Origin of the sequence: Pedobacter heparinus DSM 2366 (genome assembly GCF_000023825.1) — a bacterium.
GTDB classification, from domain to species: domain Bacteria; phylum Bacteroidota; class Bacteroidia; order Sphingobacteriales; family Sphingobacteriaceae; genus Pedobacter; species Pedobacter heparinus.
This window is the reverse complement of the sequence record NC_013061.1, coordinates 4,949,436-4,965,822: the sequence shown is the minus strand read 5'-3', so window position 1 is coordinate 4,965,822 and position 16,387 is coordinate 4,949,436. Positions and strand designations below refer to the sequence as shown.

Annotated in this window: 9 protein-coding genes; 5 read left to right on the top strand and 4 right to left on the bottom strand. The window is 42.3% G+C overall.

What is annotated here, in order from left to right; all coding sequences use genetic code 11:
- The first annotated feature begins 60 nt into the window (after nt 1–60).
- Nucleotides 61–1,137, top strand: coding sequence for a substrate-binding domain-containing protein (locus PHEP_RS20495; protein WP_015809910.1), 1,077 nt, complete (start codon nt 61–63; stop codon nt 1,135–1,137).
- An 11-nt stretch (nt 1,138–1,148) separates the two neighbouring features.
- Here PHEP_RS20495 and PHEP_RS20490 read toward each other — a convergent pair whose 3' ends face one another.
- From PHEP_RS20490 to PHEP_RS20475, 4 genes are read right to left on the bottom strand one after another with little or no spacing between them, the layout of a single operon-like run.
- Nucleotides 1,149–2,057, bottom strand: coding sequence for a class I SAM-dependent methyltransferase (locus tag PHEP_RS20490; RefSeq protein WP_015809909.1), 909 nt, complete (start codon nt 2,055–2,057; stop codon nt 1,149–1,151).
- A 43-nt stretch (nt 2,058–2,100) separates the two neighbouring features.
- A complete protein-coding gene (locus PHEP_RS20485) occupies nt 2,101–2,739 on the bottom strand; it encodes a carbohydrate-binding family 9-like protein (protein WP_015809908.1) in 639 nt (212 codons plus the stop codon).
- Complete coding sequence (locus tag PHEP_RS20480) at nt 2,736–4,901, bottom strand: right-handed parallel beta-helix repeat-containing protein (protein ID WP_015809907.1); 2,166 nt, start codon at nt 4,899–4,901, stop codon at nt 2,736–2,738. The genes PHEP_RS20485 and PHEP_RS20480 overlap by 4 nt, the downstream gene beginning before the upstream one ends.
- A gap of 20 nt (nt 4,902–4,921) precedes the next feature.
- Nucleotides 4,922–7,627: a glycoside hydrolase domain-containing protein gene (locus PHEP_RS20475; protein WP_015809906.1), complete on the bottom strand. Its 2,706-nt coding sequence runs from the start codon at nt 7,625–7,627 to the stop codon at nt 4,922–4,924.
- A 351-nt stretch (nt 7,628–7,978) separates the two neighbouring features.
- Here PHEP_RS20475 and PHEP_RS20470 point away from each other — a divergent pair, with 351 nt between their 5' ends.
- From PHEP_RS20470 to PHEP_RS20455, 4 genes are all read left to right on the top strand, one after another.
- Nucleotides 7,979–11,125: a SusC/RagA family TonB-linked outer membrane protein gene (locus PHEP_RS20470; protein WP_015809905.1), complete on the top strand. Its 3,147-nt coding sequence runs from the start codon at nt 7,979–7,981 to the stop codon at nt 11,123–11,125.
- Nucleotides 11,126–11,142: 17 nt separating this feature from the next.
- Entirely contained in the window at nt 11,143–12,798 is a 1,656-nt protein-coding gene (locus tag PHEP_RS20465) for a RagB/SusD family nutrient uptake outer membrane protein (RefSeq protein WP_015809904.1), read from the top strand.
- Between the two features lie 95 nt (nt 12,799–12,893).
- On the top strand, nt 12,894–15,110 hold the full coding sequence (locus PHEP_RS20460; RefSeq protein ID WP_015809903.1) for a glycoside hydrolase family 3 N-terminal domain-containing protein: 2,217 nt from the start codon (nt 12,894–12,896) through the stop codon (nt 15,108–15,110).
- Between the two features lie 10 nt (nt 15,111–15,120).
- On the top strand, nt 15,121–16,386 hold the full coding sequence (locus PHEP_RS20455; protein WP_143715784.1) for a DUF2264 domain-containing protein: 1,266 nt from the start codon (nt 15,121–15,123) through the stop codon (nt 16,384–16,386).
- Nucleotide 16,387: the final 1 nt, after the last annotated feature.

Genomic DNA, 16,387 nt, shown 5'->3' with positions numbered 1-16,387 from the left:
TCTTCTGGCTTGCAGAAGGAAAGAATAACGCTTTAATATAACAGAAAATATAAATAGAAAATGAAGAACATCCGTATTAAGGATATTGCCGTTAAAGCAAAAGTATCTGCAGGTACTGTCGACAGGGTATTGCACGACCGGGGGAATGTTTCTGAAAAGGTAAAGGAGCGGATTCTTAAGATCATTGAAGAAATGAACTATGAGCCAAATTTCATGGCCCGCGCCCTTGGAACCAAAAAAGAATATCATTTTGCCGCGCTTATTGGTGATCCCCGCTACGATGCGTATTGGCTCGATCCAAGGGCCGGGATCCAAAAGGCCGCGAAAGAAGCACGACAATACGGTGTTAAGGTGACATTGTTTATGTTCAATCCTTATGATCCCCATTCATTTGTGAAAAAAGCTGAAGAAGTTAGCCGTGCCAATCCGGATGGGATTTTACTTGCTCCAATGTTTTACAGGGAAGTACTTCCGTTTTTCGAAGCATGGAAAAAACAGGAAATCCCTTTCGTTCTGTTTAATACCCAAATTGCAGAATTTGATCCCCTGAGTTATATCGGACAAGATTCCTATCAGAGCGGCCAGGTTGCAGGTAAGCTGATCCATTACGGACAACCCCAGCCACCATCCGTTTTAATTGCCCATATCGATGAAGAGATCAGTAATTCAGCCCACCTTACCAAGAAAGAGCAGGGTTTAAGGAATTACTTCATTCAGAATAATTTGAACCATCAATATGAGATCATTAAAGCAGAGTTGAACTTACGCAATTACGCTTTGTTTGTAGAACAGCTCGATTCCATATTTGAAGGTAATCCCCAGTTGCAGTTTTGTTTTGTGACAACCTCCAAAGCCTTTGAAATCGCAAAGTATTTTGAACAAAAATTTATCAACCACATCAAAATAATAGGCTACGATCTTATTCCTCAAAACCTCCATTACCTCAATAAAGGGTCTATCAGCTTTTTAATCAATCAAAATCCATTAGGACAGGGGTATTGGGGTATTAACCAGTTGGTTGATCATTTGGTGTTTAAAAAGGAAATTTCGGCCATCAAGTTTCTGCCGCTGGATATTGTTACCAAAGAAAATCTGAACTATTACATCGATGATTCGATGCTTTACAACAGATTTTAAAAAAGCGCTGTTTACAGGTAAGGGTTGAGCGGAATGTGCACCAGGTGATAACCGGCCCGCTTTAACTTTTGCTGCTCCTGTTCATCTGGTGTTTCTTTAAAAATTAAACTTGTAAGCACCTGACTGCTGCATAATTTTAACTTCACCAGCAGGTCGAATATATATTTTTTCATCCTTAGTTTTAAAAACTTCAGATTTCCCGGATTGGCCATGGTTGTTTCTGCACCTTTATAATAGAAATTGGAATTGATCCTTTTAAAAGCCACCATACGTAAATTCAGTCCTGCCGCTAGTTTTTCAAACTCGCGTTCAGAAACCTTGTATACAAAATTTCCTACAGGTTCATAAGAAAACCGGTTTTTCCAGACTTTCTGTACCAGTTTATCATTTATTGCTGCCAGAATATTGGTGATGAACAGGAACATTGGCATTTTAATTACCGGATCCTGGGGTTCAATCATCATGATGCCCTTTCTGGCTACCCTCAGCATTTCATATACCGCCATATATGGCCTTGGAAAATGATGGTAGGTTTCTTTGCACAATACATAATCAAAGCTGTTGTCTTCAAAAGACAGCTTCTCGGCATTTTCAGCCGAAAAACTATTGATAAACCCTTCCTGTTCAGAAACTTTGAGGAAATCACTTTTCAGATCACTGGCGTGGGCGGTATTGTCATTGCCATTTGAAATGATGTAATTGGCATCTAAACCGTAAGCATCACCAACGGTTAACCAAGCCTGTCCCTTTACACTGATCAACGGGTCGAGACAGGAGAATTGTATACTTTGAAGCCAGTTGTTGATGGTATTCTGATCTGCTTCTTTGAATTTTTGAAAATAAGCTTTTTTAGATTCTTCAGTTGGGAATAGGGTGTTGTACCAGTTCCCATGTTTATTATAGCTCTCTTCTTGAAACATCTGCTTTTTTTGGCAAGGTTATAAAAAAAACTACAAAATCCAATTATACAAAATCAATTAAACCAAAATATTCCGGTAAATGAAAGTTGGGACTATCCGTTGTAATATTGTTCCAGGCCAGGTAATGCGGCTCTGGAAGATCATCACCGCATTTAAAAAAATTGCCCCTGCATGATGGTCCTTCAAGTTTACGAATGGTATGAAAACAGAATACCTCAAAAGGAATAACCAGCGTCAGCTCCCATTCTATCAGCGATTCCATTCCCTTGCTTTTAAATGAGCGGCAGTAGCTGATCTGATCGATAAGCGATTTTGGCAGGTACTTTCTTTCCCTGCCTGTTCCAAAACCCAATAAACAGGTTCCGGCGTTGTTGAACTCAAAGTTGTAATATCCTGCATCGGTATTAAAACCAATAAAAAACTCTACACAACTGTCTCTGTATACCGGGTCGTTGGCGTTAAAATATACAGGATTACTAAAGGCTTCCCTGACATAATATTTCAGCGCGATGCAGTCTTTCCCCTGAACAATGGCGAAACCGGCTTGTACGTCTGCGCCGGCATATTCTTTCCAGGGTGAGCAGCCTATGGGCTGTCGTTCCACTTGGTCAAGTAGATCAGACAGCCCAAAGAGCCCTGTATTGGTGTTGATTTCCGGCAGGTATGCTACTTTTAGTATCATTTTACTTTTTGATAGCCAATTTTTTCAAATGGGATATTTCTGAAACCAGGTATTTTTTGCCATATGATGGCATCCTTACGCAATTTAAAGTTTTCTTTGGCATAGTTTTCAAAACCAGGATCTTCATTGGTTTCGTAATTGCTTTTCATAAACGGCAGCATTTCTTCCCGGCCTTCAACTCTTTTTGGCATTTTTACCAACAGGTTGTTATAAAAAGTATCTCTTTTTGGAATCTCCGGATTATCTTCAAAGTATTTTGGTAATGTTGGGTACTGGGTCGAATAAGGTGGGTTCTTGTAATTTACAGCTTCCAGTCGTTTTTGAAAAGTACCATCTTTTACCAGCATGGCCCTTGCCCAGTGCTTTAGCCGGTCATCAATATGCCCAGCATATTTTGTTTCAATAAAAATGTTGTTGTGGTAAGGATTGTCCCTGCCGCCACCAATAAAGCCTGCAACAGTTCCTGCTTTATAAAATACATTGTCATAAACTTCCATTCCACAGGCTCCGTCATCGTGGTAAACCGCCATAGTCTTATGATCACCACCTATATGATGAAAATAGTTGTACCTTACAATCTGCCCCATTTCAGAAGGGTTCCTGCCAAAATACAGGGCGCCCATATCATCCGAGTCCATCACCAGGTGATGAAAATTATTATACTCAACCAGATGATTATTGCCATGCAGCATCACACCAGATGAAGGTGCATTGTAAATGTCGCAGTTGGAAATGCTGTTACCTACCCCTGTGATCCATATACCAGGGCGATACGAACGTTCAATGCGGTTGAAATCGTGAATGCTACAGTTTTTAACATAATTATTGCCGCGTTCAAGAGTTAACCTGTTCCCGCCGCTGATCAAAAAGCCACCTGATCCGGTATTGTAAACTTCGCAGTTGACAATTCCATTGTTTTTTCCGGCTTCCCGGTCAAAAACCGTATGGTCATAAACATATTGTACCAGGCTCCCAATAGATCTGGAGGCGGGCTTAACGGCAAATACACTTAAGCTGTCTGATTCTGCCTCTACACCTTTACCCATAAAAACTGCTACAATGCCAAGATTGGTAAACTTACAGCCATCAATCAGCACGCGCTCTGTTCTTTCCATCGTAATACCGATGCCCCGGCTGCAGGTAAAATCCAGGTTTTGTATCTTCACATTCTGTACATCATCTATGGAAAATAGTGGACTTTCCAGTTCTGAGATTTCCAGTTTTTTTAAATTATCGGGCGGTAAAAAGTAAAGCATTTTGGTCTCGGTGTCCACATAGTATTCTCCCGGAACATCAATCTCTTCAGGTATATTATATGCATGCCATGCCCGCCATGGTTTTCCATTTCCGAAACCATAGGCATGGGGCTTAAGTGTAGTAATGGTCTGTTTTACTGTATCTATGCCCTTTAAAGGCACCGCGTCATCTGCATAGCCCCACATGAAAAAGCCGGCTATCCAGGCTTTCTCAGGTTCTTTCCACCTTGAAGGGCGGTTAATGTCCTTATAGGTAAAGGTACCACCCCGGTTTGTAGAGTCGCCCCATCTTGGAATGGAACCCGTATCCAGTACAGAGTGGATAGGGACAGTCCCTTTATTTGGCCAGCGTGCAATTCTGCCCGGTTCGTCATTTGTAAAAATTTCCAGCCATGCAGGTGCAAAAGGTCTTGTAAAGCCGGTCATCCTTAACTTACCGGTATTTTTAATACCGGCTTCCTTAAGGTTTACCTGCCTTATCCTGTTCCTGAATTCCGGTAGAAAGCGCTTCCGATATCCGGCATCCGAAACGGGTTTGATCAGGTTTGGGGCAATGATCTTCCCACCATGAACAATTACCTTTTCATTGTTGTAAGCCTTTATAGTCAGGGGCACCAATGAATTCCAGGTTTTCCCCTGTACAATTTCCAGGGTATTTGTCTGCGGATAAACTCCGGCACGTAAAATAATCTCTACAGGTTTTTTGCTCTTCTTAGCTGCGGCATTGGCCCTGGCTAAGGCTGTTGAAATTGTTGATACAGGGTTTTTAAGCGTACCTGCAGCGTTTACTTTCCCATTTGGGGCCACATATATTTTAAGGGCTTGCTGCGCATTTACCGGGACCCAAAGGGTCAGACCTAACAGCAATAAACTTGCCGATCTTTTCATTAAAGTCGTAATCTTCATAACAATCCGCTTTATCTTAATTATTGTTTCCTTTTGATTACAATAAGAAAGCCTTTTTCGCCTTCAAGGTTGATTTCTTTTTCGACATTGATTGACCGTCCGTCCTGGAACTCTTTTATTTCCGGTATTTCTGCTGTTACCTGGTCAGGGGACAAGCCCAGGGCTTTCCAGTCTATTTTCAGTTTGCATTTCTGCGGTTCTGCAGTCCAGTTGGCCAAAGCCACAATTACTTCATCCTTTCCTTTATAAATAGTGGCCTCAGTTTTTTTATTATCCGTTTTAACCGGAATTTCATCATTCCAGAATCCGATCATCTGTTTCTTTTCAATATGGTAGTCATCCCAGAATTTCCAGATATATTCTGGTGTTTTGGCTTTAAACCAACCCAAACGGTTTGTAATACCAAATACCATACCCCTCCATGGATTTCCACCTTTGTTCAGCATTTGTGAAGAAAGTCCGAAGGGAACACCACTTACTTCTATCAGCCAGTAATCAGAAGAACGGTCGTAATCCCTGGCTTCACCAACCCATAAATGATCAATATAAGGAAGCATATCCATATACAGGTTTAGCGAAGAAGCCCATTTTGCATATTTGTTGTAATGGTTCCAGGTATGCATGTCAATTTTCGCACCTGGACGGTCGCGCTCCAGGATTTTACGGGTCCTTTGCATGGTTTCCCTGTCAAGCGCCAGGTCATCCATGTAAATGCCATCAATGTTCAGCTCCTTGCACATCCATTCCAGTCCGCCCAGAAAAAAATTATTTAAGCGAGAATCGGGCCTGGTCAGGATCGAAAGGTCCTGGCGGCCTTTATATTTACCCGAAGTAAAAGTAGCCACCCAGCCCGGTATAAAATCCTTCTTTAAATTCTGACCCAGCCATGGATGTACGCCATTCGGGTTTACCAAAGTTCTGGTAGCCATTCCTGGACCCGGGTAAATGATTTCATCACCCAATGCCCGCATAGCCCATATTTCAGGCGCATTTACGCTAATCTCCCGTGTAGTATAATAAAGTTTTGTTTTTATACCTTTAGTATGGCTGCTATCGATAAATGCTTTCAGGTCGGGAACATTGTCATTGGCCATTGGATAGTCCAGGAAAGGGTAGATATCTTTCTTGTGGTGGATGTTGATGATATTGGCCCCATGTTCCTGTGCAAGTCTGATTGTATTGCTGGTTGTATCAATGTCCGAATGGTAATAGCGATCGTTAAACTGTATGTCCTTATTGATCAGTTTGAAAGGTGTAACCAGAAATTCTGCATCAAACTGATAGGTTTCTCCCTTTTTCAAGGTGCGCTCACCAGAATAGGCCTTAATCATTACTGTTTTTTCCTGTTCATAAATATCTACCCCACCTTTATGACCATTGCCCCAGGATTCAGGCTCATGCAATGGCCCAAATGGATAATAGAGGTTAACCAGCTGTCGCTGATAGTTTTTCCCTTTAAGTTTTAGCTTCAGTCCACCATTCACCGCACCCATCCATACCTCATCCTGATGTTTTTCCAGCACATCCCATTTCCAGCGCCAGTCTTTCGGACTAAAACCACCTTCTTTGTCCAGTCCCATCATATAGGTCGCTTTTTCCGGACGCATAGGTACCTGCAAACGGATATCATCTATAGAGATATCCTTTGAAGCCGTCACTACCGCACTATAACCAATAAATCCATCATAATCTGCACGGCCTTTAATGGTAACGCTGATGTCCCCGTTCGTTAATTTAGTTTCCCAATGTGTTGACCCCGGAAAATGATCTTCAAATTTCAATGTTCCTGCGGCAAGCGGAAGTTCCCGTCCATCTTTTTCAATAATAAACCGGATAGGCGCCGCAATAATGGGTTCGCCTTTCGGTAAGATCAGTTCATTGTTTTTATCAAAAAAAGTTTGAATATCAAGTGGCAGGCCCTGATCAGATAATTTAATGGTACGGCCCAATATAGAAATGTTCTTTTGAGCCCGGTCTACCTGTTTAAAGCCATTGGTCAGGCCATCGTCCATTGCAACTTTTGTATTCAGCCAGGCCAGACGGGACAATTTGGTCTCGTCATTGTAGCCATGATTGGCAATAATATTTCCCTTTACATCTATACTTATGTGAATTAAGGTAGCCGGCAGACCTTCGGGCTTAATCTCCACTGTACCTTTATATAGACCTTTGTAATTTTCAGGTACATCTACCCCAAACCATAAAGGCAATACATTGTGCGGATCAAGATGCAGCGATTTTGAAAATTTCTCTCCTTTAAAAGAAATGCCCCCCGAATTGAAACAGGTTACTTCTTTTATAGACTGCCCCTTGTCATTGTTTAGAGCTGAAAAGCGAACCTGTATATTTTTTAAAGGCTGCCCAGCTCCATAAACCCCAACCTGAAATACATAATATTCTCCTGGTTGTGCTACGCCTTTAAATGAAACCAGATCGGCCGCCGAATGGTTTGTCCATTTTTCAGGCAGACTATCCAGCAGGCGGATTGAATTTTCCCTGCTTTCAGGAAAGGTAAAATACTTTTTCCCCGGAAATTTTTTTAAAAAGGCAGTCACCTGTGTGCTTGCTGCTGGTTTAGACATCACTGTAGGAGCCAATCCGATATACCCGGTTAATTTGGTTTCCCGTATGGCGTCAATGTCAATCGCATGTAGCAGTTTGTCTTTGTTCTGTCCGTAAACAAGCGGGCCAATTAACATCAGGGAAGAGAATAGCAGTTTTTTCATAATTGTTGATTTATTAAAACAAATCGGGTGGTTTATTTTGGTTGTTGCAATTTTTGCTGTTTTAACAGTTTAGCGTACAGATTCTTTTTAAAGCTTAACCACATGCTATGATGTGAAAATCAAAAAACACTGTAGCCAAACATAGCAACAAAAAACCGGTAATAAAAAATAATTTCAAAATTGTGTTCGCACACATTAATATTTTATTATGTTTGTGTAAGCAATATGATGTGATTGTGTGTTCGCACACTTTATATTGTGATTGTTTTTTTGAAAATAAAGTAATCAGAAGGCAATCGATTGCAAAATATAACCAAATAGAAACTTTTAACCAACCTAAATTCATGAAGTATGACAAAACTCAAACTACTAAATTGTAACTTTTTAAGTCTGAGGGTTACAAAATTGTTGCTTGCTTCTGTTTTTATAGTCTTACTGGCCGCCTCCGGTAAAGCTGTAGCAGCAAAGAAAATGTTGGCCCCCATAACCATCACAGGTAAGGTGATGGATGAAAAAGGCGAGACCATTATTGGGGCAACCATCAAAAGTTCGGCAGGTGGTGGTGCCGTTACCGATGTAAACGGAGGTTATTCTTTAACTACAGAGAGTAACGCGACGCTTACTGTTAGTTACCTGGGATATATTAGCCAGGAAGTAAAGGTAAATAACCGCACAAAAATTAACATTACCCTTGTCCCTGCGGCCAATCAGTTAAATGATGTAGTTGTAATCGGCTACGGTACGCAAAAGCGTAAAGATGTCACCGGCTCAATTACTACCGTCAGATTAGAAGATGGTCCTAAAGCCAGTGTCCCGTTTGTAAATGCGTTAGAAGCATTACAAGGTACATCTGGTATCAATGTTGGCCCTTCAAATGCTGCAGGTGCTACCCCTAACATTGCAATCAGGGGGCAGAATTCTATCAGTGGGGGAGGAAATCCATTAATCATTTTAGACGGGGTGATCTTTGATGGAAACCTTAATGAGATCAATATGAACGATATTGCTTCTTATGATATCCTGAAAGATGGTAGTGCTGCTTCCATTTATGGTTCACGTTCTGCAAATGGGGTACTTGTAATTACTACCAAGCGTGGCAGAACAGAAAAACCTCAGATCAACTTCAGCACCTATTATGGCGTACAAAACTGGACAAGGGTTCCTAAAATGAAAGCCGGTGATGAGTTTATTCAGTGGAGAAAAGACAATATGTCTATCAGGGGTCAGGACATTACAGATATGACGAAAGTGTTGTCGAATCTAGAGTATAAGGCGTATAATGAGGGGCATACCTTAAATTGGCTGGATGAAGTTACACAATTTGCGCCTATCCAGAATTACCAATTAAGTGTCTCCGGAAAAACAGATAACACCAATTATTATTTCTCAGCGGGTTACCTGAACCAAAAAGGGGTGTTGTACAACGATAAGTTTAAGAAGCCAAACCTCACCCTAAAAGTAGAGAATAATATTACAGACTGGTTATCGTTTGGTGCAAACGGATATTATTCGTCACGTGATTTTACAGGCAATTCGCCAAGCTTATACATGGCTACTTATATATCCCCATACAGTTACAGGTATGTAGATGGCAGCGATATCTACCAGCGTTACCCCACAGGAAATACGTCAATGTACAGTCCTTTCTGGGGTAGCCCTACTAATGTTACTCAACCTGGAGTCTATGATGACGATTTGAACAAGCAAAATACGATAAGAGGTACCGGGTTTATCAATGCGAAAATACCTTTTATCAAAGGTTTGAACTATAGATTTGAAGCTACAGGGACAAAATCGGTTTCGAATACAGGCTTTTTCCACCACGAATTTGGTGAAGTGAACACTTTGCTTCCTGGAGACATTGCGAATCCTGCACAGTTTTTGTCCAGAGCAAATGGGTACAGGATAAATAATCAGGGAAACAGCTGGGTAATCAATAGCCTGATTTCCTATAACCGTTCATTTGGGGACCATAATATTGACGCTTTGTTTGGTTATACCCGCGATTTCAGTACAACTGAACAGCTGAGGGTAAATTCATCCGATTTCTCTGCAGCCGGAACCACCTTGTTAGGGATGAACGGTTTAAATACGGGTAAAGTCATTACAACAAATACTGAATTTGCTAAAACAACCAATGTTGGTTATTTCGGCAGGTTAAATTACAACTATAAATCAAAGTACTACGGTACATTTACCTTGCGGCGTGATGGTTATTCTGCATTCGCCGAAGGCTTTAAGTACGGTTATTTTCCAGGGGGATCTGTTGCATGGGCATTGAGTGAAGAAAATTTCATGAAAGATGTGAAATTTGTAAACTACCTGAAAATAAGGGCTTCTTATGGAAAAACAGGTAGCCAATCGGTAGGGTCATACTCTTCACTTGCTTTTACTGACAACACCTTGTTTACCGTTTTTGGCAGCAATTCTTTTTTAATCAGTACTCCTTCCACACTGGCTAATAAAACATTTACCTGGGAAACTACAAATACCTTAAACCTTGGGGTAGATTTTCAGTTGTTAGACCAGCGCTTAACCGGTAATGTTGATGTTTACTCCAGCAAAACCGATAATCAACTTCTAACACGATTGCTGCCAATTTTCACTGGTTTTAGTTCCGTAAAATCGAATCTCGGCGAAGTTCAGAACAGGGGAATTGAAATAACTTTAAATTCAACCAACATAAAATCTGATGATGGATTTAGCTGGAGCTCTGGAATCAGTTTCTGGCTGAACAGAAATAAAGTGACGCATTTGCCTGATGATAAAGACCAGCCGGAAAACTCATTGTTCATTGGTAAGTCTTTATTAGGGTTTTATGATTATACCGTTGAGGGAATCGTGCAAAGTTCTGATACGGAATATATGAACAAATACAAAACTGCAGGTGGAGCCCAGATATTCTTTCCTGGAGACCTTAAAATCAAGGACATCAATGGTGATGGGATGATAGACGTTAACGACAGGTCCGTAATTGGATACAGCAAGGAAAACTTCAACTTCAATGTTTCCAATACCTTTAATTACAAAAATTTCCAATTGTTTTTTACTGTTAACGCTATCATTGGTGGTGGAAAGAACAATTTCTTTATGTCGGGCAATCCACGCGGGTTAAATCCAGCGTCGCTTTTGCCAACTTCAGGAAATTGGATTGCCGGCCAAAACCCATGGATGCCGGATCGTGAAAGCAATGAATTTGTAAGACCTAACTATGGAAATCCGTTTTCATATGGTTTTTACCAGTCGCGTACATTCGTGCGTTTGCAAACGGCCTCATTAAGCTACAGTCTTCCGAAAGAACTGCTCAACAAGTTAAAAGTAGATAATTTGAAGTTGTTCGTAAGTGGTACCAACTTACTGACTTTTACAGGATGGACAGGTCTGGATCCAGCCAATGGGGCACAGATTGGTGGTAACGGCGGGTCTTCTCAGACATCGGTAAACGCCAATACGCCTATTATGAGAACTGTTTCCTTTGGCTTAAACTTAGGGTTTTAATTAAAATATGAATAGATATGAAATTACATAGAAATATACGAGTAGTCGCAGTAGGACTATTAGCACTACTTGCTTCCTGTAAAGATGATGAGTTTTTGAGGGAAAGTTTGGACGACAGGATCAGTACTGAAACAGCCTATACCAATAAAGCACAGCTGGAAGGTTTAAGCGGAACCTTTTACAGGTATGTACAATTGATCTACAACATGAACGACGGGCCGCATGAAGCATGGATCCTGGGTCTGGGTACCGATGTTTGTTTCGATCCACGGGATGACAACGCCAAATACAACAACTGGGGTCTGGTGAATTCAGTAGAAGCCTATTCGGCTGATTGGTTTAACAATCAATATGCTTTGCTTAAAAATGCCAATCAATTGATCGAGTCTGCATTAAAACCTGGATTTCCATGGGCCACAGAAACTGATAAAAATCAAGCCCTGGCAGAAGCCTACTTTTTCAGAGCATTTGCTTATCGCAATCTGGTACACTTGTACGGTGGGGTTCCTATTGTCGATAAACCGGTCACTTCAGCAAAAGTGGATTTTGTACGAAATACACGTGAGGAGGTCCTACTCTTTATAAAAAAGGACCTGGAATTTGCCAGGCTTAACCTTCCAATTACCCATACTGTACCTGGAAGGGTAGTAAGGGCCGCTGCAGATCACTATCTGGCAGAAATTAACCTCGCAATGAAAGATTATGATGGTGCCATTGCTGCCGCAACCAGGGTTATTGATGGTACGGATGGTACTTATGGTTTGGTAAACGCCCGTTTTGGCGCACGCAGTTCTGAAACGGATAAAGATTATTACTATGACCTGTTTGTGATGGGAAACCAAAACAGACAAGCGGGTAACAATGAAGGGATTTTTATTGCGCAGTTTGCACAAGGTCCTACAGGTGCTTCTATCCCTGGAGGAACTACGTTTGCGGGAAGACCGCTAATTGAACGGATGATGTGGTGTAACTACTGGGGTCTCGCAAAGATTGGTTATCCTGGTGTTGCACAAGACAGTACTGGTCGTGGGGTTGCTTATGCAAGGCCAACCAATTATACCAATTATACCATCTGGAAAAATTCAGGAAATGACATCAGGAATAACGAAACCAATATCAAACGCAAATATTATTTCGGTGCAGATATTAAAGATGCTGCTGGAAATCTGTTGTATAAAAAGGCCACATTAATCCCAAAATCTTTCCTGACCACAAGGGATGATACCATGATTTATGTATTCCCGAACTGGGCAAAATTTGGTACGGATAAGCACATCAATAAAGTACCAGATAATGGCTATGTAAGGAATTTTTATGTCGTTCGTTTACCGGAAACCTATTTCCTGCGTGCTGAAGCCTATCTGGGAAAATCAAGAGCAGATCTTGCTGCTGACGATATTAATGTAGTAAGAAGACGTGCAAATGCCACACCGGTTGCTGCAGCAAATGTAGATATAGACTATATCCTTGATGAAAGGGCCAGAGAGCTATATGGGGAAGAATTCAGAATGATGACCCTGGCTCGCTTAGGAAAGATCTATGATAGGACCAAAAAATATGGATATGAGAAATCTCAGGCTACAGTTCAGATGATGAACAACCTGATGCCAATTCCTCAAACAGCAATAGACAGAAACACCGGAGCCAAAATGCCCAACAATACTGGCTATTAATTTTTGCTGAGTATACACAAATTTCAACTGTGCAGGGTTAAACCTCTGCACAGTTTATTCTTTTTCTTGCAATCGACTGCTACACTTTAAATATTATGAGGCTATTTCAATTTATACTATTCTTCTTTACAGGTCTGCAGCTTTTAAAAGTACAGGCCCAGGAAAAAACCGGTTATATTCCCTTAACCAAACAAGAAAGGCAAAAAGTAGAACTCCTGCTGAGTAAAATGACCTTGGAAGAAAAAGCGCATCAGCTGGCCTCATTTTATCCCAATGCCAATAAAAGATTAAATATCCCCCATATGCAGGCCGGTGAATGTCTGCATGGTGTGGTTGCTGCCGGCACCACTTCTTTCCCTCAGGCCATTTCCATAGCCAGTTCCTGGGATCCTTCGCTTGTCGAAAGGGTATCTACCGTGATTGCAAAAGAAGCCAGGGCTTTAGGCATACACCACTGTTATACCCCAATGCTTGGGGTTTTGCGCGATGCGCGCTGGGGCCGTTTCGAAGAAGGTTATGGAGAAGATGCCTACCTGGTCAGTAAAATCGGCGTAGCCTTTATCAATGGCCTGCAGGGCCGTGGCAAAAACCGCTTCGATAAGGACCATGTAGTGGCAACAGCTAAACATTTTGTGGCCGATAGTGAACCCCTGCTGGGTGCCAATGGTGCTGCAGTCGAAATTTCCCTGCGTAGTTTGCACGAAGTTCACCTTCCGCCTTTCCGGGCTGCAGTAGAAGAAGCTCAGGTTGGTTCGGTCATGCCTGCACATCATACCTTAAATGGGGTGCCCTGTCACATCAATACCTATACCCTAAACGATGTATTCAGAAAGGAATACGGCTTTGATGGTCTGGTGGTTTCTGATAACAACGACCTGAGGTGGGTTCAGGAGCGCTTGTTCGCCACCGAAAGCCAGGAAGAAACCATCAGAAAAGCACTGGAAGCAGGTGTGCATACCGAGCTTGCCTTTAAACAGACCTGGGCCGATAAAAGAATGTATGGCCCCCCACTGGTCGCCGCGGTAAAAAACGGAAAAGTGCCGGTAAAACTGCTCGACGACGCCGTTAGAAAAGTACTGGAATTTAAGATTGCCCTGCACCTCGACGAAGAAGAAAATCCATTGGGCAAGGAAATGACCGAATTACAAAAAGGTACAAAAGATGCAGATGTAAATGCTGATGTATTCTTTTCGCAGATCGATGGCTCATTGTCCAGCCCCAGATCAAACTATAAAACCGTACTAAATAATCCTGTACACGATGCACTTGCACTCGAAGCAGCCCGCAAAAGTCTCATCCTCCTAAAAAACAACAACCTGCTGCCATTTAAAAAAAGTCAGTTCAAAAAGATAGCCGTAATTGGTCCAAATGCCGATACCATTCGCCTGGGCACTTATTCTACCCAGCAGCCTAAACACTTCATTACTGTAAAACAAGGCATCGAAACTGCTGTAGGTAAAAATGCACAGGTATTGTATGCGAAAGGGACTGATATCCAGCATCCAAAAGATACGCAGCTTGCAGAAGCCGTTGCCATTGCAAAAGAAGCTGATGTATGTATCCTGGTGCTGGGCGATGATGATAAAACCGTAATGGAAAATGTGGATAGGGACGACATTACCTTGCCGGGCGACCAGGATAAGCTGATGCAGGCCATTGTAGCCACAGGCAAACCTGTAGTACTGGTATTGCTGCATGGCCGTCCGGCCGCTATTCAATGGGCCAAAGACCATGTTCCGGCCATATTAGACGGATGGTTTCTGGGGCAGGAAACAGGTACTGCCATTGCAGAAGCCATATTTGGCGATCTGAACCCTTCCGGAAAATTAACTGTTACCTACCCAAGAAATGTAGGTCAGGTACCTGCATTTTATAATACTTTAATACCAGGCAGGCCAAGAATGATGTGGGGAACTACAGAAGGTGCAACCTATCCCTTTGGTTATGGCATCAGCTACACACAATTTAAATATGGAGTACCAAAACTCTCTAAAGCCAGCATGAAAGCCAGTGAAACTGTTTTTGCCGAAATCGAAGTAACCAATACCGGTAAAGTGGCTGGCGATGAAATTGTGCAGCTGTACCTTCGTGATGACATCTCTTCACTGGCAAGGCCAATTAAAGAATTAAAAGGGTTTAAACGCATTAGCCTGCGTCCGGGCGAAACCCAAAAGATTTCCCTGCCCATTTCTTCCCGTTCGCTTGAATTCTGGAAAGATGGCAAATGGATTACCGAACCTGGCAGTTTCACAGTCATGATGGGCCCAAATTCTGAAGAACTGAAAACCATTAAATTAGAACTGACCCAATAAACCGATCATCATGTACAGGCGCCGATTTTTATCTTTAGTACCACCCGCAGCCCTGATGGGATTGGGTATAAATGCAGCCGATGCACGGCCCGCTTCCGAAAATCCTGTAGGTATGCAGAAAAAAAATGCAGAAAGCAGGAAATACTGGATTGCTGTGCTCACAAAAATCGCCGACCCTGTACTGGAAAGCTTAAGCAGGGGCAGGCTTAAACTGGACATGCCCGTAGAAGTGAATCCCTCCAGCAAATTCGACCGGACTAAAGTCACTTACCTGGAAGCTTTCGGACGCCTGATGGCCGGAATGGCACCGTGGCTGGAGCTTGGTATCGATTCTACAGCAGAAGGAAAACTCAGGGAGAAATATATCCTGCTCGCCCGTAAAAGCCTTGCCAATGCAGTCAACCCATCCTCACCGGATTTCATGCAGTTTACTTCCCAGAAATATGAACAGGCCCTGGTAGACGCTTCTTTTTTAGCTCATTCGTTGATCAGGGCTCCCAAGCAGCTTTGGGAGCCATTAGATGCAGAAACAAAGAGAAATGTCATCAATGCCCTAAAGTCTACACGCAACATTAAACCAACCTACAACAACTGGCTGCTTTTTACGGCAATGATAGAAGCCTTTTTAATGCGAGCAGGTGATGATGGCGACATAGTGCGCATCGATTATGCCATCAAAAAACTGGAAGAATGGTATAAAGGTGATGGTATCTATGGCGATGGGCCTAAATTTCATTTCGACTATTACAACAGTTTTGTGATCCACCCCATGCTGATCGACATCGTAAAAACTGTGACAGACAAGGGCCTGGAAAAACAGGAAGTTTACAATACTGTATTGGAAAGGGCCATCAGATACGCTGCAATCCAGGAGCGTACCATCTCTCCTGAAGGTACATTTCCACCCGTCGGAAGGTCTCTGGTTTATCGTTTTGGGGCCTTGCAAGCCCTGGCACACATTGCATTGCTGTCTAGACTCCCGGAAAACATCCGTCCGGAACAGGTAAGAGGGGCCATGTCACTGGTCATTAAACGCATGATCGAGGCCCCGGGTACATTTGATAAAAATGGATGGTTAACTATAGGCTTTTGCGGACATCAGGTTGATGTAGGCGAATATTATATGTCTACCGGAAGTTTGTACTTATGTACAGCAGGATTGTTGCCACTGGGCCTGCCAGCAAACGATGTATTCTGGACAGGGGCGCCGGCCGACTGGACCTCGAAAAAACTATGGAGTGGTGTTAACATGCCTGCCGATCATTCTATTCCTTAAC